Annotated in this window: 21 protein-coding genes and 2 tRNA genes; 10 read left to right on the plus strand and 13 right to left on the minus strand. The window is 28.3% G+C overall.

Translation table 11 applies throughout. From position 1 onward, the window contains the following. Nucleotides 1-123 precede the first annotated feature (123 nt). Genes K5Q05_RS02605 through K5Q05_RS02620 form a run of 4 tightly spaced genes read left to right on the plus strand, consistent with a single transcriptional unit; the run spans nucleotide 124 to nucleotide 5,238 of the window. The gene (locus K5Q05_RS02605) at nucleotides 124-882 is read left to right on the plus strand and encodes an MBL fold metallo-hydrolase (RefSeq protein ID WP_025443650.1); all 759 of its coding nucleotides are present in this window, start codon (nucleotides 124-126) and stop codon (nucleotides 880-882) included. A gap of 20 nt (nucleotides 883-902) precedes the next feature. Beyond that, a complete protein-coding gene (gene xth, locus K5Q05_RS02610; protein ID WP_025443649.1) occupies nucleotides 903-1,661 on the plus strand; it encodes an exodeoxyribonuclease III in 759 nt (252 codons plus the stop codon). Nucleotides 1,662-1,675: 14 nt separating this feature from the next. Further along, nucleotides 1,676-2,422, plus strand: coding sequence for a hypothetical protein (locus K5Q05_RS02615; RefSeq protein ID WP_025443648.1), 747 nt, complete (start codon nucleotides 1,676-1,678; stop codon nucleotides 2,420-2,422). Further along, on the plus strand, nucleotides 2,419-5,238 hold the full coding sequence (locus K5Q05_RS02620; RefSeq protein ID WP_025443647.1) for a M16 family metallopeptidase: 2,820 nt from the start codon (nucleotides 2,419-2,421) through the stop codon (nucleotides 5,236-5,238). Before K5Q05_RS02615 ends, K5Q05_RS02620 begins: the two co-directional genes overlap by 4 nt. Nucleotides 5,239-5,253: 15 nt before the next feature. Here K5Q05_RS02620 and K5Q05_RS02625 read toward each other — a convergent pair whose 3' ends face one another. The 7 genes from K5Q05_RS02625 to fusA form a co-directional block, all read right to left on the minus strand. Continuing rightward, nucleotides 5,254-6,726 carry a hypothetical protein gene (locus tag K5Q05_RS02625; protein WP_025443646.1) on the minus strand — a complete coding sequence of 491 codons (1,473 nt, stop codon included), beginning with the start codon at nucleotides 6,724-6,726 and terminating at the stop codon, nucleotides 5,254-5,256. Nucleotides 6,727-6,841: 115 nt separating this feature from the next. Continuing rightward, nucleotides 6,842-6,914, minus strand: a tRNA-Lys gene (locus K5Q05_RS02630). Nucleotides 6,915-7,011: 97 nt separating this feature from the next. Then, a tRNA-Lys gene (locus K5Q05_RS02635) sits at nucleotides 7,012-7,084 on the minus strand. A gap of 51 nt (nucleotides 7,085-7,135) precedes the next feature. Then, nucleotides 7,136-7,774, minus strand: a complete 639-nt coding sequence (locus K5Q05_RS02640) for a tetratricopeptide repeat protein (RefSeq protein WP_025443645.1) — start codon at nucleotides 7,772-7,774, stop codon at nucleotides 7,136-7,138. Beyond that, on the minus strand, nucleotides 7,771-8,121 hold the full coding sequence (locus K5Q05_RS02645) for a bactofilin family protein (protein WP_025443644.1): 351 nt from the start codon (nucleotides 8,119-8,121) through the stop codon (nucleotides 7,771-7,773). The genes K5Q05_RS02640 and K5Q05_RS02645 overlap by 4 nt, the downstream gene beginning before the upstream one ends. A 65-nt stretch (nucleotides 8,122-8,186) precedes the next feature. Then, the gene (locus K5Q05_RS02650; protein ID WP_025443643.1) at nucleotides 8,187-8,882 is read right to left on the minus strand and encodes a Bax inhibitor-1/YccA family protein; all 696 of its coding nucleotides are present in this window, start codon (nucleotides 8,880-8,882) and stop codon (nucleotides 8,187-8,189) included. An 11-nt stretch (nucleotides 8,883-8,893) separates the two neighbouring features. Beyond that, on the minus strand, nucleotides 8,894-10,972 hold the full coding sequence (fusA, locus tag K5Q05_RS02655; protein ID WP_025443642.1) for an elongation factor G: 2,079 nt from the start codon (nucleotides 10,970-10,972) through the stop codon (nucleotides 8,894-8,896). 472 nt (nucleotides 10,973-11,444) lie between these two features. Here fusA and K5Q05_RS02660 point away from each other — a divergent pair, with 472 nt between their 5' ends. From K5Q05_RS02660 to K5Q05_RS02685, 6 genes are all read left to right on the plus strand, one after another. Further along, nucleotides 11,445-11,672: a KTSC domain-containing protein gene (locus K5Q05_RS02660; protein ID WP_020954910.1), complete on the plus strand. Its 228-nt coding sequence runs from the start codon at nucleotides 11,445-11,447 to the stop codon at nucleotides 11,670-11,672. A gap of 166 nt (nucleotides 11,673-11,838) precedes the next feature. After that, nucleotides 11,839-12,954: a hypothetical protein gene (locus K5Q05_RS02665; protein WP_025443641.1), complete on the plus strand. Its 1,116-nt coding sequence runs from the start codon at nucleotides 11,839-11,841 to the stop codon at nucleotides 12,952-12,954. A gap of 110 nt (nucleotides 12,955-13,064) precedes the next feature. Further along, nucleotides 13,065-13,562, plus strand: coding sequence for a tetratricopeptide repeat protein (locus tag K5Q05_RS02670; protein ID WP_255315117.1), 498 nt, complete (start codon nucleotides 13,065-13,067; stop codon nucleotides 13,560-13,562). Between the two features lie 112 nt (nucleotides 13,563-13,674). Then, entirely contained in the window at nucleotides 13,675-14,292 is a 618-nt protein-coding gene (locus K5Q05_RS02675) for a hypothetical protein (RefSeq protein ID WP_232515443.1), read from the plus strand. Nucleotides 14,293-14,480: 188 nt separating this feature from the next. Beyond that, entirely contained in the window at nucleotides 14,481-15,701 is a 1,221-nt protein-coding gene (locus K5Q05_RS02680; protein ID WP_025443638.1) for a ribose-phosphate pyrophosphokinase, read from the plus strand. A 4-nt stretch (nucleotides 15,702-15,705) separates the two neighbouring features. Next, nucleotides 15,706-17,070 (plus strand): FGGY-family carbohydrate kinase, encoded by a 1,365-nt coding sequence (locus K5Q05_RS02685; protein WP_025443637.1) that lies wholly within the window; start codon nucleotides 15,706-15,708, stop codon nucleotides 17,068-17,070. On the opposite strand, the gene K5Q05_RS02690 is transcribed toward K5Q05_RS02685, so the two are convergent. The 6 genes from K5Q05_RS02690 to K5Q05_RS02715 are packed head-to-tail and all read right to left on the minus strand — an operon-like array spanning nucleotide 17,053 to nucleotide 22,304. Then, the gene (locus tag K5Q05_RS02690; RefSeq protein WP_025443636.1) at nucleotides 17,053-17,763 is read right to left on the minus strand and encodes an SPOR domain-containing protein; all 711 of its coding nucleotides are present in this window, start codon (nucleotides 17,761-17,763) and stop codon (nucleotides 17,053-17,055) included. The two genes, K5Q05_RS02685 and K5Q05_RS02690, sit on opposite strands and share 18 nt — an antisense overlap. Then, nucleotides 17,763-18,359 (minus strand): dephospho-CoA kinase, encoded by a 597-nt coding sequence (coaE, locus tag K5Q05_RS02695; protein ID WP_099497079.1) that lies wholly within the window; start codon nucleotides 18,357-18,359, stop codon nucleotides 17,763-17,765. Before coaE ends, K5Q05_RS02690 begins: the two co-directional genes overlap by 1 nt. Next, nucleotides 18,338-21,109, minus strand: coding sequence for a DNA polymerase I (gene polA, locus K5Q05_RS02700; RefSeq protein WP_025443635.1), 2,772 nt, complete (start codon nucleotides 21,107-21,109; stop codon nucleotides 18,338-18,340). Before polA ends, coaE begins: the two co-directional genes overlap by 22 nt. Continuing rightward, entirely contained in the window at nucleotides 21,106-21,501 is a 396-nt protein-coding gene (locus K5Q05_RS02705; protein ID WP_025443634.1) for a hypothetical protein, read from the minus strand. Before K5Q05_RS02705 ends, polA begins: the two co-directional genes overlap by 4 nt. After that, the gene (locus tag K5Q05_RS02710) at nucleotides 21,491-21,913 is read right to left on the minus strand and encodes a flagellar export chaperone FliS (RefSeq protein WP_025443633.1); all 423 of its coding nucleotides are present in this window, start codon (nucleotides 21,911-21,913) and stop codon (nucleotides 21,491-21,493) included. The genes K5Q05_RS02705 and K5Q05_RS02710 overlap by 11 nt, the downstream gene beginning before the upstream one ends. Before the next feature lie 10 nt (nucleotides 21,914-21,923). Then, the gene (locus K5Q05_RS02715; protein ID WP_044003349.1) at nucleotides 21,924-22,304 is read right to left on the minus strand and encodes a response regulator; all 381 of its coding nucleotides are present in this window, start codon (nucleotides 22,302-22,304) and stop codon (nucleotides 21,924-21,926) included. Between the last annotated feature and the right edge of the window lie 242 nt (nucleotides 22,305-22,546).

A 22,546-nucleotide genomic window follows, 5' to 3' on the forward strand; every position in this document is an offset into this window, starting at 1 on the left:
TATTTTTGCTTTGTGTTCATTCTATTTAAGATATTTATTACCTTTTATTTTTTTGATATCTTATTTTTAATGTTTGGTTTTATTATAATCTAATTGGACCCTTTAAAAAGGTAGTGGTAATACATGTTGGGAATTTTTTTAGGAACTGGTGCATCAAGTGGTATTCCTATGTTGAATTGTAGTTGTAAGGTATGTAGTTCAAAATATGGTAAAAATAAAAGGCTTAGAAGTTCATTTCTTCTCAGTTTGCATGGAATGAATTTATTAATTGATACAGGCCCTGATATTAGAACTCAGCTTTTAAGAGAAAATGTCGTTAAGTTAGATTTGGTATTATATACTCATGAGCATTATGATCATATTATGGGTCTTGATGATATTAAATTTTACACAAGAACTTCTCCTTTGCCCATTTATGCTCGAGATAGTGCAATGCAACATATTAAAAATGCTTTTCCGCATAATTTTTCGTCAAAAACATCTATAAGTGGGAGAGCTAATGTTATTCCTAATTTGGCAGTTGATTTACAACAAATTGTTTTTAGAGGAATAAATATAATCCCAATTCCTTTGTTGCATGGAGATATAATCAGTTTAGGATATAGAATAAATAATCTAGCATATCTTACTGATGTTAAATTTATTCCTGAGATTTCTTACAATTATTTAAAGGGATTAGATGTTCTTGTAATAGATGCTTTAAGGATCAATCCTCATCCCGGACATCTTCATTTTGATGATGCTATTATTGAAGTGAAAAAAGTAAGTCCTAAAATTGCTTATTTTACACACATTGCACATGATATAATGCATGAAGAATTTGACTATCTAAAAAGAGAAGATATTTATTTGGCTTATGATGGTTTGAGGATACATGTTTAACTCGAGTTGGTAGACAATTTATGAATTTAATTTCGTGGAATGTAAATGGAATAAGAGCTATTTTGGGTAAAGGTTTTCTTGAATTTATTGAAAAATATAGTCCGGATATCTTATGTCTTCAGGAAACTAAGGCTTGCAAAGAACAGTTACCAAAAGAGCTTATTAATGTTAAAGGATATTATTCGTACTTTTCGAAATCCATAATAAAGGGTTATAGTGGAGTTGGTATTTATTCAAAGATTGAACCTATTAAATTAGAGATTATGAATATAGAAAAATTTGATAGGGAGGGAAGATGTTTGATTGTTCATTATCCTGATTTTATCCTTATTAATGCGTATTTTCCTAATTCTCAAGCTTTAAGAAAAAGACTTAATTATAAGCTTGAGTTTTTAACGAATCTTGAGTCTATTGCAAGTTCATTTGTAAATTCTGGCAAAGACATTATCATTTGTGGTGATTTTAATATTGCTCATACAGAAATTGATTTATCTGATCCTAAAACCAGCAGAGAATCTGCTGGTTTTTACATTGAAGAGACTACTTGGATGGATAGTTTTTTAAATGAAGGTTATGTTGATACCTTTAGAATTTTTAATAAGGAACCGGGTAACTATACTTGGTGGGATTATAGAACAAAGGCGAGATCACGTAACATAGGTTGGAGGATTGATTATTTTGTTGTTAATGGAACCTTTAAATCTAAGATAAGAAATGCTTTAATTTTAAGTGAAGTAATGGGGAGTGATCATTGTCCTGTTTTTTTGGATTTAAATTAGTATAAGAGGTGTATATGTATTTTGCAATTATTTTTATTTTGTTTATTCAGGGTTTTATTTTTGGGATTAATTTAGAGAGTATTGATTTTTATCGCAGTCTTGAGAAGAAAGAGCTCTTACGTGTGCTCTACTTATTGGACAGAGATAAATATTTTACTAAGAATAATGAACTTTTTACGTATATTGATTTGGCCAAGCAGGCTTTGATTGAGAGGGGTGTGAAAATTTTAAGTGGCAGTGATAAATCAGATAATGTGCAAAATATTAGTGATTTAAAACATTTAAAGAATTGTAATAATGCAAAATTTATATCAAAAGCATCAGAGGCTTTAAATATTTTTATTTATTGTGATGATAATGATGGATTTTTGAAAACTTTAGATGGTCGAAATATAGGCATTCAAGATGGTAATTTTGTTATTTTGAATTCATTGCCTTTTAAAGGCTATGATGGCATATCAAGAGGACATTCTACCATCGAAATTTATAATGCAAGTATTTTATACCCTGATTTTAGTAAGTTTCTTTTGGATAAGTCTGGATCTTTTGTTTATGTTGAGGAATTTAATAAGAGAGTTTACTTTAATGATATTTCAAAGTTATCAAAGGAAGAACTTTTATTCTTATTTTATGAATTGTTTCCTGTTTCTAGGTTAAAGGGTGTGAAAGATTGGTATGATTTTGGATTTTCATCTATTCTTAAGGAAGTTAAAAAAGCTTATAATATAGAAATGAATTTAAATGCAAGGAAAATGAAATGAGACATAAGTATATTGACATTGATGTGTTAAAATTTATCTTTTTAATTTTGGTATTTATTGTTTTATCTTGTTCGTCTTCTAAATTAAAGGTGAATAAAAACTTATTAAGTGGTCAACTTAAAAATGGACTTAAATATTATATTTATGCCAATCAAGTTCCTGCTAAGGCTGTTTATATGGGAATCTTATTTAATGTTGGATCTTTAAATGAAGAGGAAAATGAGAGAGGTTTGGCGCATTATCTTGAACATATGGCGTTTAAGGGTACAAAGGATTATCCTGGTGGTGAGGGTATTTTTGAAGTTCTTAAAAAATTTGGGATGGAATTTGGAGCAGATATTAATGCTTATACTAGTTTTGATAAAACTTATTATAATCTTAATTTGCCAGATAGTAGTAATGAATCAGAAGTTGATGAAGCTTTGAATTTGTTAAGAAACTGGGCTTTTCAGATCGAATTTGATGAAGTAGAAATAGATAAAGAACGTAATGTTATTCTTGAAGAAAAGAAGCTGAAGGATAATTATTTAGGTAGGATTAATGAAAAGGTATTTGGATTTGTTTTGGGTAGTAGTAAGTACGCAGTTCGATTTCCTATTGGACTTGAAGATAGAGTTTTATCTTTTAAGTCAGAAGACTTTAAGAAATTTTATAAAAAATGGTATAGACCAGATGTTACTAGTGTCATTATTGTAGGAGATATTGATCCTGGTAAAATTGAAAAGAAAGTAATAGATCGGTTTTCATCTTTAGAGAAACCGGAAGGTAAGCTTGAGAAGATTAAAATAAATTTAGACACGGTAATAAATGAAAAATTTATAAGTATAGAAGATTTTGAGACGCCATTTCCTAGCATAAATTTTATTCTTAAAAAGAGTGTTAACAATAGTTTTGGCACTGTTGATGATGTTAAAAGATTTGTTGATAAAATTTTATTAAAAAGTCTTTTTAAAAATAGATTTTACGATTTAAAGACTGCTGGAACAAATAATTTTATATCATTTAATAAGATTGATTCAGAATTGAAATCAGATGACAATTATATTTTAGTTGATCAAATTTCTTTTGAGATTAACCCAGAGCATTTCAAAGAAGGGATAGAAGGGTTTTTCTATGAAATTGAGAGAATCAAGAGATTTGGTTTTACGCAGGGAGAAATTGATGAGGTCAAATCTAAACTTATAAGTAATTATAAGCTAAGTAAAGATAACATTAATAAGCGATCTTCATCTAGTATTGAGGATAGTTTAGTAAACATTGCTTTTCAAGGTTCTAAGATGTTTGATATGAATGAGTATTTTGATATTGCTATTGATTATCTAAATAAGATTAGTATAAGAGCAATATTAGATTTGGCTAAGAAGGAAGCGACCATAGATGATATGGCTATTTTTTATTCTTATTCTAAGAAATCTCATCCTAATTTGACTCTTGAAGAGATTAACGCATTACGTGACTCTGCTTTGGTTAAAGAGATTAAACCTTATAATGATGTATCAATTCAGAAAGAATTCTTTAAGAAGTCTTTGGAAAGCAAAGATATTGTTGAAGAGAAAGAATTATCTGAGGGAATTTCATCCTTTATGCTGGAAAATGGAGTTGAAGTTTACTTTAAACATAATGGACGTAATAAAAATGTAGTCAATTTTAGTGCGTATTCTTGGGGTGGTTTGTTAAGTGAGAATCCTGATCTTGTGCCCGTTTTGTCTTTGGCTCCAAGAATAGTTTCTAGTTCGGGGTATGGAGATTATTCTAGACTTCAATTTGAAAAATATTTGTCAGGTAAAGGTATAAGTTTAATTCCAACAGTTGGTGAGCAAATGTCAAGCATTAAGGGTAGTGCTGATATAAAAGATCTTGAAACTCTTTTTAAGCTTATATACTTTACATTTAATGAGCCAAAAATAGATGATATTGTTTTGCAAAATATCATTACTGATTTGAAAGCAAATATTAAGAGCAAGGAAAATGATTCTAAACATTTGTTTTATAGTGCTATTAGACGATTTTATAACAATGATGATTATCGTTTGAGAGATATTCAAGAAGCTGATTTGAAAAATATATCAAAGGATATTCTTTTAAGTTTCTATAAAAAGAGATTTACTTATGCAAATAAATTTAAATTTATATTTGTGGGAGATGTTGACCTAGAGATAATAAAAAATCTTTCAAGACAGTATTTAGGTAATTTAAATTCTCAAGAATTGGATGAGTTTAAAGATATAGATTATTCTTATAAGAGAGGTACGGATAGAATAGTTGTAAAAAAGGGTAAAGATGCAAGTAGTTTTGTGCATATTTGTTATCCTTTTAATTTTAACTATTCACCTTCGGATACTTTGAATTATGATGCTTTATCATTGCTCTTGACTGATGATCTTGTTAAGAATGTTAGAAGGAAGATGTCTAGTGTTTATTCAATAGGAGCATCTTTTGATTATGTCATTAGAAAACATTCTAATTCAGATGGTTTTATCATTATATCTTTTGCAGTTGATCCTAAAGTTCTTGATAATGTTTTAAAGGTTGTTAATGAATATATTGTAGAAAAACAAAAAACAGGTTTTACAGATCAGGATTTTGATTATGTCAAGAAAAATATTATTAAAAATGATAATATTAGTTCTGAATCTAGTGGGTATTGGATTTCAAAGATATTATTTTCAGTTTTTTGGAATAATGATTTGAGATCTTCTTTAGGTGTTAAATTTATTGAAAATAATTTGAGTAAGGACGTTATAAATAAGTTATTTAAGAAAATTGATTTGGAGCAGAAAGCAGAGATTGTGTTAATTCCTGAGAAGGGTAATTAGTTTGAATTTTTGGAGCTACATGTTTTGCTCTTTTTTTATTTTGTCTTTGAAAAGGATTAATAGTTCTCCAGCTATTAATCCTTTTGTTTCCCATAATAATGCTTCTAATTTTTTAGCCCATTTATCGTATCTATTTAGTCCAAACTTGGGGAAATAGTTGGTGTTAATTAAATAGGTTGCAGTTTCTTCTTTTGGAAGTTGGGTGATATAAGCATAGAATTCGTTTATTATTAGATATTGATAATTAGTATCATAATCTTTACTGTCTAAAAATTGAATCCAAGCTTGTTTATCTTTTTGTATAACATTTTTACTCCAGAAATTAGAGATTGCTTTATTAAAATTCTTGTCTATAAAGTAATACATGTGTAAGATTTCATGCATAAATATTGTGATTTGATCCATGCTGAGTATAGTTTCGTCTTCTGAATAAGCTGCAAATGCAATATTTTTTGATTTATCTTTGATTTTAATTGTATTATTTTCAATGTATGCTAATTTATTGATTATAATTAGATTTTTTAAAATTATTTCTTCTTTGTTTAATTTGATATTTAATTTTTGTGCTTTGTTGAAAAATGTAATTATGTCTTGAAGTCTGTAATCGTGTCCTCTCCATCCTATTTTGTTTTTTAGTTCATTGTTTGAAAGTAATACGCCTCTAAATTCTTTTTTCTCTATGAAAAATGCTATTCTTTTTAACATTAAAGACTGATATTTGAGATTCTTGAATTTTAGTACATATATGTTAGGTTCTGAGATTAGATTAAAAAGTTCAAATGCATCTCTTCTGTAATTTTCTTTTTTATAGTTTAAGATGAATTTTAGATCAGAATTTATTGGTTTATTTATATCATAATAAGCATTCATGTTAATATATCCAATTTCTAGTATTTGAATCATATTGTTGTTTTTAGTAGACTTTATTTTGTCATTTTCATTTTCTAGTGATGTGTACTTTATTAAATTAGATAATACTATTTTTTGTGATTCTTTTTCTGAATATAAGTTTGCAAGTATGGGGCTTGATATTTTTTCTTTTGCTTTAAAGCCTAAGATAGGAAACATATTTTTGGTAAGATTAAATTCAATAGAATATTCATTTTGACTAATGAGTATTTTAAATTTCTGAAGACTTGACCTTGCTGTTTGAATATTTGAGTTTTTTATTTTAGCGTTATTTAGACTAATAGATTTGATATTATCCATTTTAATTTCTATTGTTAATTCTTTGTCTTGATTAACTATTTTTGGAATATCATATGAAAAATTTTTGTCTTGAGTGTTGATTTCTATGCTTGCATTTTCATTGATCTGGAGATTTAGTATGATGCAGCAACTTACTGCTTTTTTATTACAGTATGTTACTGTTTTATTGCCATTGATGATTAGGGAGTTTTTTTTATTTTTATTTTCATATAATGCTTGATAATTTGCTAATAAAACTAATATTGCTAGAATATTTTTCCAATCGTAACATGTGTTCATTAGTAAAAAAGAGAGCTAGCAAGATGTTTTTTATTACATCCTCTAGGGGAATCGAACCCCTCTTGCCAGGATGAAAACCTGGAGTCCTGACCGATAGACGAAGAGGACAAAGAATTGAGCTCAGTAGGGTTTGAACCTACGACCCCCGCCTTAAAAGGGCGATGCTCTACCAGCTGAGCTATGAGCCCGAAAATAATTAAATCTGCCAAAGTTAATTATAACATTTATTTAAAGGCATGTCAATACTTTGCTTATTGCAAAATAACCCGATTTAACTTATTTAAGTGAGCTGCACAGGACTTGAACCTGTGACCTGCGGGTTAAGAATCCGTTGCTCTACCATCTGAGCTAGCAGCCCTCCATTTTATTAATAAACTAATAAATAGGATAAATACTTGTAGATATAATGTCAAGAATTATGATTACTTTTTTCTATCTTTTCTAGTAGCTTTTTTGCTTCTGAATGATTGGGATTTAGGGTTAGTAATTTTATTAAAGTATCTTTTGCTAAGATTTTGTTTTGTGCATTAAGTCTTGATTTTGCAAGTTTTAATAGTATGTTTTGGTTATTTGGCAAAAATCTTAAAGCGTTTTCATATGCGAAGTCAGCCTCGTTATATCTTTCAAGTTTGTAAAAAGAATCTGCGATTAAAATATAGACTTTGACTATTCGTGCCCCATTTGACCCAAAACTAATATATTTTTGAAAATATTTGAGAGCATTGTTATATTGTCCTTGAAAAAAATAAGCTTCTCCCAATGCTTGGATTATTCTTGGGTCATATTTATTTATTTCGAGACCTTTAATGGATTCTAGTTCGGCTCTTTTGTATTCACCTGTTGCTATTAGACTCCATATAAGTATTGATCTTGCATCTAAATTTTTTGGTTTATATTTTAGCTCTTCTTGAGTATTTATAATTGCTTCTTGGAATTTGCCTTGTCTGTAGAGTAAAAGAGAATCTTCTTTCTCTTCTTCTGCTTTTATTAGGTTTGAACCAGAAAGTAACATGATAATTATTTTTAAGCAAAAGCTTTTATTTATCATTTTTTCTCCATTTCGCAATTTCCGTTAAATAGTGCTCCTGACTCTATGAATAGTTCTTTTGTTTTAATGTCTCCGATTAATTTTCCAGTTTTGTAAATTTTTATTGTTTCTGAAGCATCTACATTTCCTTTCATTGTTCCATGATTTAGGAAATTTTTACACTTAATTTCAGCTTCCACATTAGCTTTTTCTCTTAGATATATTGAGTTCGTGGAATTTATGAGTCCTTTAAGCATTCCTTCAATAATTATTGGTTTATTGCTTTCGATATATCCTTCAAACTCAAAGCTGCTCCTTATAATATTTTGGGTATTACTTTCTTCAAATTCTAGGGTGTCAATGCTCAATTTAACTCCTAAAAATGAATGCTTAATGAAGCATTCATTTTTACTTTGACTTTAGATGTTTACTTTTAATCTCTTCTTTGTCCTAAAAATCTTAGTAAATATAGGAATAGATTTATAAAATCTAGATAAAGCTTTAAGGATGCTACAATGACCATTCTGTTTTTAATTTCAGTATCATCTTCTAACATTCTATTCATTTTGGAAATATTTTGAACATCGTAAGCTGTTAAACCTGTAAATAATATCACACCTATAATTGAGATTAAAAAATTAAGACCTGAACTTCTTAAGAATATGTTAAAAATTGATGCAATAATGATGCCCCACAAGCCCATGATGAGATAACTTCCCATTTTTGTAAGATCTGTATTTGTTGTGTATCCATAAAAAGACATTGCAAGAAAAGTTACAGAAGTGATTCCAAATGTGTAAAATATTGAACCTTGGGTGTATATCATAAACACAGAAGATAGTGTTACTCCTGATAAAGCTGAGTATCCTAAAAAAAGTGCTGTTGCTGTGCTACTTGATATTTTTTCTATTGCTCCGCTTATTGCATACACAAGTCCAAACTGTACAAGTATCATTGTTATATACAACATTGGATTTGCAAATATTATAGCTCTCATTGTTGCATTTTCAGATGTTGTATATGCAAATACTGCAGATATTAAAAGACCAACTGCCATTAATCCAAAAACTTGAGCCAGAAATTTATTTTTTATCCTTATTTCTTGTTTGACTTGACTTAATTCAAACATAATGATCCCTCCTATTTATTTTGTTCATTAAATTTTTTACATAATTCAGCAAATATGGCACTTGGAACTTTGCCATATCTTAAAAATTCCATTGAAAACTCGGCTTTTCCTTGTGTGGACGATCTTAGAACCGTTGAAAATCCAAACATCTCGCTTAATGGAACCTCGGCTTCAACTTTTGAGAAACTTCCCTCTTCAGTAGAGCCTAAAATTATTCCTCTTCTTTGGTTTAAAAGTCCAAACATATTTCCTTGAAATTCGGTTGGACCTTCAAGAGTTACTCTCATTATTGGTTCTAGTATTGTAGGTTTTGCTTTATTGTAAGCTTCTCTGAATGCTCCAATTGCTGCAAGTTGGAAGGCAATGTCTGATGAGTCAACAATATGGTATTGCCCATCATTAATTGTAATTTTGATTCCTGTAATTGGGAAACCAATTAAAGTTCCCTTTTCCATAGCTTTTTGGAATCCCTTGTCACATGATGGAATGTATTCTGTTGGAATTACTCCACCTTTTATAAGATTGACAAATTCATAAGTTTGCTCTTCTGTATCAAGTGGTTCCATAAATCCAGCAACTCTTCCAAATTGACCTGCACCTCCTGATTGCTTTTTATGAGTATAATTAAATTCTGCTTTATCTGTAATGGTTTCTCTGTATGCTACTTGAGGTATTCCTGTTTCAACCTCTGCCTTAAACTCTCTCCTCATTCTTTCAATGTAAACTTCTAAGTGTAATTCACCCATGCCTTGTATTATTGTTTCTTTTGATTCAGCATCTACATAAGTTTTAAATGTAGGATCTTCTTTTGTAAATCTTCCAAGAGCTTTTGCCATATTATCAGCTGATTTTTTATCCTTAGGCTTTATTGATAAAGATATTACTGGTTCTGGAATATACATTGATGTCATTGAATAATTAATTGAAGGATCACAGAATGTATCACCTGAGGCGCATTCTATTCCAAATAATGCAACAATATCTCCACTGCATCCAAATTCAATGTCTTCAGTATTATTGGCATGCATTCTAATAAGTCTTCCAACTTTGAACTTTTTAGAAGTTCTTGAATTTATTAGTTCTTGTCCTTTTTTTAATACTCCTTGGTATATTCTTACATAAGTTAATTGTCCGTATTGTCCATCTTCCAATTTAAAGGCTAGAGCTACAGTTGGTAGGTTATCATCAATTTTAAGTTCAATTTCTTTTTCATTTGCGTTTAGGTCGAGTGCCACGTTTTTAACATCATAAGGACAAGGCAAAAATCTAGTTACAGCATTAAGCAGAAGCTGGACACCTTTGTTTTTATAAGCTGAACCCATGAATACAGGACAAAGTTTTAAAGCCAAAGTACCTGTTCTAACAGCATTGTATATTGTTTCTGTAGACACATCTTGTCCTTCTAGGTGAAGTTCCATAAGCTCATCGTTAAAGTCGGATAAGGCATCAAGCATTATTTTTCGCTTTTCTTTAGCTTCATTGAGTAGCTCAGCAGGAATTTCTTTTTCTATAATTTCTGTTCCATCTTTGCCTTCAAAATAGTAGGCTTTCATTAAAACAAGATCGACAACTCCCATATGCTTGTCTTCAAGTCCGATTGGAATTTGCATTAAAATTGAGTTTAAATCAAGCTTGTCTCTAAGCTGATCTTTTACATTATTAGGATTTGCTCCAGTTTTGTCACATTTATTTATGAAAGCAAGGCGTGGTACATTATATCTTTTTAATTGTCTATCGACTGTAATTGATTGAGATTGTACTCCTGCAACAGAATCAAGAACAAGTATTGCTCCATCTAGAACTCTAAGTGAACGTTCAACTTCGATTGTGAAGTCAACGTGGCCTGGAGTGTCAATAATGTTGATCGGATGGTTTTTCCATTCAACATGAGTTGCAGCCGATGCGATTGTAATGCCTCGTTCTCTTTCAAGTTCCATTGAATCCATTGTTGCCCCAACTCCATCTTTACCTTTTACTTCATGAATAGCATGAATTTTGTTACAATAAAAAAGAATACGTTCTGTAAGTGTGGTTTTTCCTGAATCAATGTGGGCACTAATGCCTATGTTTCGCAATTTTTGATAGTCCATGGACTACTTTTCCTCCTGAGTATATATTAATTAGAACACTACTTATCCTGGACATTCTACATTATTTTTTAAAAAAAGTCCATTTTGAAATTGTTTTAATTGGTTTGACTTAAAAGAATTGTATTTTCTAAAAGGTAATCTTAATATATTTTAATGGCTTTTAGTATAAGAATTTACGTGTCTTTAGTTAAAATCATCTTAGTGGTTGTAATAAATTGTAAAAAAGAGATTAAGAAAAGATATTTTTTATCAAAAAACTCAATTATTTTTTGATTTAATCTTGTGGTTGATGATTTAGTTATTTACAGATTTACTTGACTAAATTTTATTAGCAGTATACAATTAGTTATAAGGAATATATCATTTAGTAAATTTTGATTTTATTGATTAAAAATGCTTAACATTTAATGAATTTACTCTTTCTTTACTTTATATTTTATACTCCTAAGAATAATCATTGGAGGGTATAAGTTTGAATACTTTAACAATATCTCATGAATTGAGCAAAATACATCAAGTGGATTATGATTCTGCTTTGTCTGAACTTTCTGTATTTTTTAAGGACGGAAGAGCTTATAAATATTTTAAGATTGAGCCAAGACATTTTAGTATGATATCTAAGCTTGTGCAAGAGAGAAAATCAGTTGGTAAATATTTGACAGAACATATATTTAACAAGTATGATCAAGAGAAACTTTAGTTTTAGTCATTGAATTAGTAATGAAAGAAGGACTTCCTTGTTTGGTAAGTCCTTCTGTTTGTTTTGAGTTAATTAAATGCAATTTTAAAGGAGGCTTTGTATTGATTTTTTTTGTAATAAAAATTATAATCTTCTTAAATTTAAATTTGAGAAAGGTTGAGAAAACATGAAAAAATCATTAATATCTATAATGTTTTTTTTAGTCTTCAATGTGTCTTATTCTAAAGTTTTTTATTTTTCAGCAGGTTTTAATACTCAAGTTAGCCTTGAATCGTTTTTTTTATTTAATAAAAAGACCGGTACGGTTTTGGATAAGTTGATGAGTGTTGAATTTTTATCTATCTTGGATCTTTATAAGAATAAATTTTTTAATATTTCTCGTTCATTTGTTTATAATTCATTTGATTTCAGTGCTGCTAGTAAAGCAAGTGCAGTTGCTCTTATGAAATTACATTTTGAGGATCCTGAATATTTTAGTTCAAGACTATCTGGTATAAATTCATCTGAGGTGACTAATTCGCTAAAATCAATTCAGAAATTACTAAATTTAGATTCACACAATGATATTGGTGTTAAGAAAGAACGTTTATCGAAATTATTTAAGGAAATAAAGAGCAACTCTTTATTTCAAATTTTAGATGCAGATGGATTGGGGGTGAGTAAAGTTTTAACTCCTTTCGAGAAAGCAATGACGAATTTTATTGAGATAGAGGAATGGTTATTTGATGGATTAAAAGAATTTGGAATTAATGATAAAAAGGACTTTTTGAAATTTCATTCTGAAATTTCAACTCCAGGCACTATTTTAAATGATGCTTTGAGAAAAAAATTGTCACCTTTGTTTAGCACTGGTGTTCAAGGGTATTTTCAAGTTGGTCTTCCTATTGCTAGCAGTGATTTTTATTATGGATTTGAGCTTGGATTTGGTATAAATCTTGGGCGGAGCATTTTGAAGGATGTGGGCGCTTTAAAAGATTTATCTTCTCCTGTTAGTTTTGGTGTAGGAATGATACCAAGATTCTTTGTTAAATATGATATTTATTATTTAGCGGCTACTTTATTTACAGGTTTTGGTGATAAATCTTTAGTTGCAGATCCTGTTTATGTAGGAAATTTAGCTGGTAATAGCAAAATAACTAATCCTTTTAATGTTATTGAGACAGGCTTAAGATTTAGACTAGCATTCCTTAATTTAGAATCATCAGTATTATTTTCTGTTAGTGATTTTAAATATAGAGACTTAAGGGTTGGACTTGGGTTTGAGGTACCAATAATTTTGTAAGCATTGATATTGTTTTAATGTTTTGTTTGTATTTGTAATACTTTATCTAAAGTGTATTTAGGTTTTATTTTAATGTGTAAGAGGTTATTTTTTTATTTTTTTTTTATTTGTTGTCATCTTGTAGCTCTCTTTCTAAAGAATATCAAGCTATCTCAGATGAATATTATAAGCTTGCCAAATTAAATGATGATCTTGGTAATAATGAGACTTCAGTTGCACTTTATGAACAAGCTATTAAATTTAATTCTAATGTGGATGATGCATCTAGTTATAATTTTGTTTTGGCTTATATCAATTTAAAGAGGTATGAGGAAGCTGAGTTAAAACTTGAATCTTTATTGGAAAAGGATCCTGACAATGTTTTATTGGTTAATTTAAAAGCTTATTTATTATTTAAAAAAGATAATTTGGACGAGGCTTTAAAATTTTATTTAAAGAATTTGGAAGTGGTGCCTGCTAATCAAGAAGCGTTATTTAATGTTTTTTATATTTATCATTTAAAGAATGACATAGAAAATGCAAAAAAATATATTTTGAAATATAAAGAATTAAATTATTCAGTACCTGCTAGTGCAAATGAAATAGTTTCATCTATTTTGGAAGGTTAAAGTATTAAATTATAATTTTATGCTATAATAACTCAAAATATTTTATTCCATCAGTTGATTTTTCAGATTAATTTTAGTATTTTAGGGAGGGCTTGATATTAGACTAAGAGTTTTGTTTTTAAGTTTATTGCTATTTATTACAAGCAATGCTTTCTCAAATATTGATTTTGAATTTAATTTAGGGCTTGGCTTTGATTTCCCAGTTAGCATTATTTCAAATTTATATGATACAGCTTTGTATATAGGTGAAAAACTCTATGATGATTTATCTGATTCAGATAAAGAGGTTGTCTCTCATCGTGTTGCTGATATTGCTAACATTTCTAATAGTGGTTTAACTTATGGGGTATATGCTCAAACGGGAGGAAGATTTGCAGATTTTATTTCATTTGGTTTGGAACTTGGAGTTGATTTTAATTTATTTAGGATAATCAAAAGCAGGGGAAGATTGAGTAAGGTTATTTCATTAATTGCAGCTATTAAGTCTAGGTTTTATGCAAGATTAGACTTCTTTATTGGAGCTGTTTTAATATTTACTGGACCTAGAACTAATATGGTTTTTGCTGATAAGGGGTCCATTTGTAGTGAATTTGGAGTGTTTGGTTGGGATCTTGGTGCAAGAGCTACATTTTCTTTTTTGATGCTTGAGGGATATTATAGTTGGAATATTAAGAATAATAGATTTTCTGATTTAAAGCTTGGTGTAGGATTTGAGTTTGGAATTATTTAAATAAATAACAAGTGGCTTGATAATCTAAATTTTTGCATTACTTTTAGATTGATTGCATTATCTAATTTATAAATTTACTTATATTTAAGGTTTTAACTTTGTAAATCTTTCTTAGATTTGTGTGAATTTTATTTATATTAATGTACAATAAGATAAAGGTTTTCTGTTTAAAGTAGGGAGTTTTAAAGTTGAGTTTGCTTATTAAAAAGTCGTTAGGGATTATTGCCTGTCCTGGTGGTAGAGTATTTGCAGATAAAATAATGGAAGAACTTAGAAAAATATTTTTAGATGCTGAGAGTAGAGTTATTGGAAAAATTTCACAAACTACTAATTCTTTAAAAGAAGATGTTTTGAAGCCTGAGGGAAATTTATCTCATTTATTAGAAGGATTTGAATTTTCTGACTTAAGTTTTGACGAGACTATGGAAATTCCTGTAAACTTTGTTAAATTTGCTAATGGTGAATTTAAGGCAGAAATTTTAGAAACCATAAGAAATAAAGATATTTTTATTGTGCAAGATGTTTCTAATACTTATCCAGTTTATGTAAATAATAATGAAAAAGTAATAATGACAATTAATGATCATTTGATGAATTTGATGACTACCGTAGATGCTTGCATACAGGCTAAAGCTCATTCTGTTAGTGTTATTGTACCTTCTTATCCTTACTCTAGACAGGATAAGAAACATTCAAGAGAAGGATTAACAGCAAGCCTTTTTGGAAGATTTTTAGAGGAGTTGGGAGTTAAACACATTTTGACACTAGACATTCATTCAAAAGCGATTGAAAATGTTTTTAGAAAAACATATTTTGAAAATTTAAATGCATCTTATGAGATTTTTTGTGCTTTAGCTGAACTGATAGATATTAAAGATTCAAATTTAGTAGTTGTTTCTCCTGATACTGGAGCTGTTAATAGAAATAAGTTTTTTGCATCTAGTCTTAAGAGGCCATTAGCTTTGCTTTATAAAGAAAGAGATTATTCAAAAATAGCGCATAATGTTAACGATTCTAATATTTCTGTTACTAAGCTTTTGGGGGATGTTGAAGGTAAGAATGTTTTTATGAGTGATGATATTTTAGCTACTGGTGGAACTTTTATTAAGGCTGTGAAATTGCTGAAAGGGATGGGGGCTAAGAAGATTATATGTGCCATAAGTTTACCATTTTTTAATGGAGATGCGATTAGGTATTTCGATAAGGCTTATGAGGAGGGCTATTTCTATAAAATAATTGGGACAAATGCTGTTTATCATGATGATAGACTTATCAGTAAATCTTGGTATTATGAATCTAATGTTGCGCATCTTTTTGCCGGTGCAGTTCTTGCAATTCACAATAGAGTTAGTTTTCAAAAAATTCTTGATAGAAGTCATGATATTCAAGAGTTAATTTTTAAGAGTTAGTTTTATGAATGTACTCAGTATTGATATTGGTACTAGTACTTTGAAATCTGCTTTAGTTAATTCTCAACATGGGGTTTTAGACTCCCTTGATGTAAATTATTTTGATTATTTTAATGTTGATTTTGAAAATTTTGATTATAAAATATGGATTTTTGCTTTAAAAAAAGTAATTTCTAACTTTAAATATAAAAAAATAGATTGTATTTCTATTAGTGGCATTTCTCCATGTTTAATAGCTCTTGGTTCAGATTTGATTCCTTTAGAGGTTTTACATTGGAATTCTTCTAAGATGGTTGGTAATTTTAGAGGAAAATCAGCTTTTTTGCCTTTTGTGCTTAGCACGCTTGAGAGAGGAATTTATGATAAGGTTAGATATTTTGTATCTTGTTTTGAATACTTTATTTATTTATTCACAGGTAATCTGATTACAAGTTATCCAAGCTTATCTTATATTCCTTTTATTTGGAATGATCTTGAAATAAGGGCATATAATCTTGATAAAAATAAATTTCCTCCTTTCTTAAGGATGGGAAAAAGTGCTGGTCAGGTTACTAGTAGTGCTAGTATTGAGTTTGGAATTAAGAGTGGGATAGAGGTAATTAATGCTGGAATAGATTATTTAAGTGTACTTGTTGGAAGTGGCGCATTTTTTTCTGGAGTTGTATCGAATAGAACAGGTACAAGTGAAGGCTTTAATTTTGTTGCAGATGGATATTTACCGGGCTTTTCTTTGGCTTATCCTTATTTTTTAGACAATTTGTTTATTATTGGCAAGATAGTTCCTTCTGGATATTTATTACAATTATTTAAAGATAGATTTTTTAGAAATAAGAAGTCTTTTAAAGAATTTTTTGAAGAAATTGCTAAAGCATATGCTATATGTGATGTTTATTTTTATTTAAACAAAATAGAGCTTTTTTCTGACCATATTTTAATAGATTCACAGATACGAGATGATTTGAGTAAAGGTATTTTTGGAAAATTGGATAATCCTTTACAGATAGGGATTGCAATTCTTGAGTCTTCTTATTTTGCCTTCTACAATAGAATACTTCAGCTTAAATCCGTGAAAAAGGATATCTTGGACATTTTTGTGAGTGGTTCTAATTCTGATAATTTGTTTTTAAACGAGTTAAAATCTAATATTATTGGTAGAGATTTAAAGGTTTTTGAATTTAAACATTCCGAGATTATTGGTAATGCAGTCTTGGCTTTCTATTATTTAAGAGAGTTTGATAGCTTGAAAAAGGCATTTGAAAAGATTGCTAAATTTAAACAGGTTATATATTTTAATGCTAGTGTTCATAATATTTATTTAGAGAAATATAATAAATATGTCTCTAATTTTAATTTATTTGTTGATAGTTAATATATAAGCGTCTTTAAACTCATTTAAGCCTAATATTTTTTTGAGCTCTAGTTTTGCTTCTGATATGGTTTTGTAAGGTCCAGATCTGATCCTATATATATCTTTATCATTTACTGTTGCCGAGTGAATTCTTGCATTTATTTTATATTTCATTAATTCTTGAATATTGTTATCAGCAGAAATAGGATCTGAGAGTGATGCAAATTGTATGTAGTATTCTTTTTGGGGGTCATATTTATTATCTTTATTTTTAAACTTATTATAGTTTTGTTCTTTTTTGATTTCTTTGTTTGTCTTTGTAATAATTTTTGTTTGGGGTATTTTTTCTTTTGCGTACGTTTTTTTAGTCTCTTGTTGATTTATTATTTGTGGTTTTTGTTTGTTAATAATTTTTTTATTATTGCTATTTATACTGTTACTTAAACTTTTGTCTTGTTTGCTATCTTGTGTGAGGTCAATTATGATTTCGTTTGGCTTGTCGGCTATTGATAAAGTTTCTTCAGGGTTTTCGTTTTCTATAACTTTTTCATCTTTTACTTCTTGTAAAATAATATTTTTACTTGCGATATTAGAGGCTAGGTTTTTATTTGGGAAGAAAATAATTATTCCAAGAAATATAATTGTGCAAACAGCTACAATTGAAGTTAATGCTACTAAAAATCCTTTGCTATTATTTTCATTAAAATCTTGCACTATATTACCCCTTTCATCTTTATTCTAATCTCTTTTTTTAAACACTCATAGCTCTTATTGTTAATTATATTTATTATTTTTGAGTTTAGAATATTTTTTTTTAAAAAAATATCTTCTTGCCACTTAAGCACATTTATAATTAGATTTTCGTCAATGTTGCGGTTTAATTTTATCCTTTTTTTTATTATCTCATCATTTGCTTTTATTATAAATATGTACCCGCAGAACTTTGCAAGATTTAATTTAAAAAGTAGTGCTGCATTAATTATAATTTTATGAGGCGTGCTTTTTAATATGGTTTGTTCTACTTCTTTATATATAATAGGGTGTGTTATTGCTTCTAATTTTTCTAATTTTTCCTTATCTTTAAATACAATATTACGAAGTTTTGCTCTTTCGATTTCATTTTGATTATTTAATATTTCTGTACCAAATGTTTTGACTATTTTGTCTTGTTTGAATTTTAAGGCTATGTGTCCAATTTTATCTACATTTATTTCTTGAAAATTATATTCGCTTCTAATGATTTTTGAAACAGTATCTTTGCCTGTTGATATTTTGCCAGTTATGCCAATTATTGATGTATTTCTCCCCATGATTTTCCAGTCTCAATATTTGCTTTTAGAGGAAGTTTTAAAGGATAGGCATTTTCCATTATCTCTTTGATTATTTTTTTTACTTCTTCACATTCTTGCTCTGGAGATTCAATTAACATTTCATCGTGTACTTGTAAGAGTATTTTTGACTTAAGGTTTTTACTTTTGAATTCGTTATATACTTTTATCATTGCGATTTTCATTATATCAGAGGCACTTCCTTGGATTATACTGTTTATTGCCATTCTTTCAGCATCTGAGCGTTCTGAGCAATTCTGGCTATTAATTTCTTTTATATATCGTCTTCTCTTTAAAAGAGTTTCACTGTATCCATTTTTTCTTACAAAATCTATTTGTTTTGTTATAAAAGTTTTTGTTTTGGAATAAAGATTAAAGTATGAATCGATGAACTTTTGTGCTTCTTCTCTTTTAATTGATAGTTCTTGTGAGAGCCTATAAGCTGACATTTTATAAATTATTCCGAAATTGATTGATTTTGCTATTCTTCTCATAGAAGATGTTACTTTGTCTTCGTTTACTTTAAAAAGTTGAGATGCTGTTTTTTTATGAATGTCTTTTTTATTTTCAAATGCTTCAATGAGTGCTTCATCTTCTGAGAGATGTGCTAATATGACAAGTTCAATTTGTGAATAGTCAGCTGAAATAAAAACATTACCTTTCCCGGGTTTGAAAGCTTTTCTTATTTTACGTCCTTTTTCGTCTTTAATTGGAATATTTTGTAAATTAGGCTTGGTACTTGAAATGCGTCCTGTTGCTGTTTTTGTTTGTATAAAGTTTGTATGTATTTTGTTTGTTTTTTTGTTTATAAATTTTATTAAATTGTCTGTATATGTGCTTTTTAGTTTTACGAGGTGTCTATGTTGTATGATTTTTTCTATAGATTCATGTTGATCTTTTATTCCTTCTAATACTTTAATGTTCGTTGAATTTTTCTTTACATTTTTAGGTATTGTCAGATTTAATTCTTTGAATAAAACTGTATATAGCTGTTTGGTTGAATTTAGATTAAATTTAATGCCTATACTTTTTATTACATCATTCTCAATTAATTTTAATTCTTTATCAAGTTCATGACCATATTGTCTTAAATAATCTTTGTCAAGATAAATTCCATTTTCTTCCATTTCTGTAATGACATTGCTAAATGGCATTTCTATATCCATCATTAGGCTTTCTAAATTTTCTTCTTTGAGTTTTTTTGTAAAAAGTGTAAATAGCCTAAAAGTAATGTCGGCATCCTCAGAAGCGTAATTTGAAACTATATCAAGTGGTATATCTTTCAAAGTGCCTTTTTGTACTACTATGTCTTCGTACCTGATATTTTTATGCATTAAATATTTTTCTGCCAGAAAATCAAGAGATGTTTTTGTATTTGGGTTGATGATATATGCTGCTATTATTGTATCAAAATAGGGAGGAATTATATTAAATCCATGTTTTTTAAGTATTTTGTAATCAAATTTGTAGTTTTGACCAATTAATTTAGGTTTTGTTTTAAAAAATTCATTGAATTTTTGTATTATATATTCTTTTTCAATATATTTTTTTTCTTTAGTTTCTATGGGAATATAATAACTTTCAAGTTCTTTAAATGAAACTGAAATTCCTATTATTTGTGCTTCATGGACGTTAAGAGAAGTTGTTTCTGTGTCTATTGCCACATAACTTGTACTTTTTAGTTTTTCTATTAGTGTGTCAAGTTGTTCTTTTGTTAGTATTGTTTCATATTGGATATTTTCTTCTTGTATTGTCTTAAGAGTATTTGGTGGATATGATGTTTTTTTTAAAACTTCTGTGTCTATTTGATTTAGCTTTGTTGTATTTGTTTCAATGATTGATCTTTGTGTTTGACTTATTATAATATTTCTTTTTCTTAATATATCTTTGTAAGATTTGATTAGGGTTGTTGCAGAGTATTCTTCAAGTAATGAAATAATATCTTCTTTAAGGTTCTCCAGTTTAAATTTTTCAAGTGCTGGCAATTCAAGATCTTCTACAAGACTGATAAGTTCATAACTTAAAAAGGCATTTTTTTTCTCTTTTAATAGGATTTCTTTGTATCTATTATTGATAGAATCTAAATTTTCATATATTCCATTTAATGTTTGAAATTCATTTAATAGCTTAACGGCGCCTTTTTTTCCTATGCCTTTAATACCTGGTATATTATCTGATCTATCTCCAACGATGGACAGGTAACTTTTGATTTGCGATTTATCTATTCCAAATTTTTTCATTACGTAATTATTATCCATTTCGATAAAACTACTATTCTCAATTTTGAATATTTTTGTTTGGCTTGACATAAGTTGTAATAGATCTTTATCCGGGGAGATGATATAAGTTAAGTAATTGTTACTTTCCGCTTTTTTTGAAAAGCTAGCTATAAGATCATCAGCTTCATATCCTTTTATCTCAAACATTGGAATGTTTGCTCTTAGCAGAGCTTCTTTTATCCAATAGATTTGGGGAATTAAATTATCTGGAGGGGCGTCTCTTGTTGCTTTATAGCTTGGGTATTTTTGTTGTCTAAATGTTTGTGTTTCTGAATCAAAAGTTACAATTAAACTTTCTGGATTTTTATCTTTTATTATGAAAAAAAGAGTTTTGAAAAATCCAATAAATGCATTAACATTTTCTCCTTTACTATTTATTAAAGGGTTGTCTTTCATCACATGATAGTTTCTAAATATTATATTTAAAGCATCGATTAGATAAATTTCTTTCATATTTTGACATCTACTGAAATTGAGTTATTGTAACTGAAAAGATTTTTAGGAAATTGTATTTTTGGAATCGTTGTCTTTTGATCAAATAACTCCTTTAAAACTTTGCATGTATTTTGGTATTGAATGCATATTTTTTCTTTTAATAAGTTAGTTTCTGTAATTAATTTTTCAATTTCTTCTTGTATTTGATTTTGTCCTTTGATCCATGAATTTATAGTTATATAATAATTATTGATTGAGTTTACGATTAGAGCTTTTCTAGGATTTGTAATGTTTAATATGTTTACCTCTTTTTTGATTTCTTGATTTTCAAGTTCCAAAATGGTTTTTAGCTCTTTTAGTTCAAGTATTAGATCTTTTAAATATATTTTTAATATTTCGTTAACTGACAATATTAATTCCTAATTTTTTGTTAGTAGTATTATTATTATCTTTTTTAAGTAGTATTTTCCAAGCTGTGTGCAACTTTTTGAGGTGCTTTAAAACTTCTTGAATATTATCCCTATTCTTTTCCAATATAACACTTTCGAGTGCTTTGTTTAAAGAGGAATATATTGATAATAAATTATTTGCAATATCTCCACCATCTGCAAAATTTAATGTAGACATTAGTTCAATAATTATATCTTGTGCATGATAAACTTTTGCATCAGCTTTTGTTTTACTTATTAAGTCTTTGCTTTTATAAAATTCTTTAGCCACTTCTAGATCTTGTATTGCTTTTTCATAAAGCATTACCAATACTGATATAGGATTTGATGTATTGATTTGTGTTTTTTTATATATGTGTTCTTTTGATATCAATAATTTTCTCCTAGTTAAGTTTTTTTATTTGCTCTGCTATTTGATCTTCTTTGAAAGGTTTTGTAATATACCCTTTTGCTCCAAGTTCCAAAGCTTTTGTAATTAGTTCTTGTTTCCCTAGTGCTGTAACCATTAATACATTCATTTTTTTTGCAAGTTTATTGTTAACTTCATTCATTTTTTCAAGAGCTGTAATACCATCCATACCCATCATTGTTATATCAAGAGTTATCAGGTGAATTTCTTCCTGTTTTTCAAATTCTTTAATGGCTTGTATTCCATCTTTTGATTCAAAAAATTCGTTAAATCCTAATTTTTTTAATATCTTGATTAGATTTTTTCTCATAAAAATAGAATCATCAACTACCAATGCCTTTTTATTTGTATTCAAATCTTACCCCTTGTTTAATTATAACATAGCATAATTTCTTAATAGTATATTAAAACTCATTAATATCAATAACTATTTGTAATATATAATAGTCTACTTTGTTATTGTACTTCAGATTTTAATATTAATGAATTTGTTACTCAAGGATTTGATTTAAAAGATTCATATTTTTATTGGCAATTTATGGACTTTTTTTGCGAAAGTTTATGACGTTGCTGAAATTTGTGCTTTTATTTTCACTA

Origin of the sequence: Borrelia miyamotoi (assembly GCF_019668505.1) — a bacterium.
Taxonomy (GTDB): Bacteria; Spirochaetota; Spirochaetia; order Borreliales; family Borreliaceae; genus Borrelia; species Borrelia miyamotoi.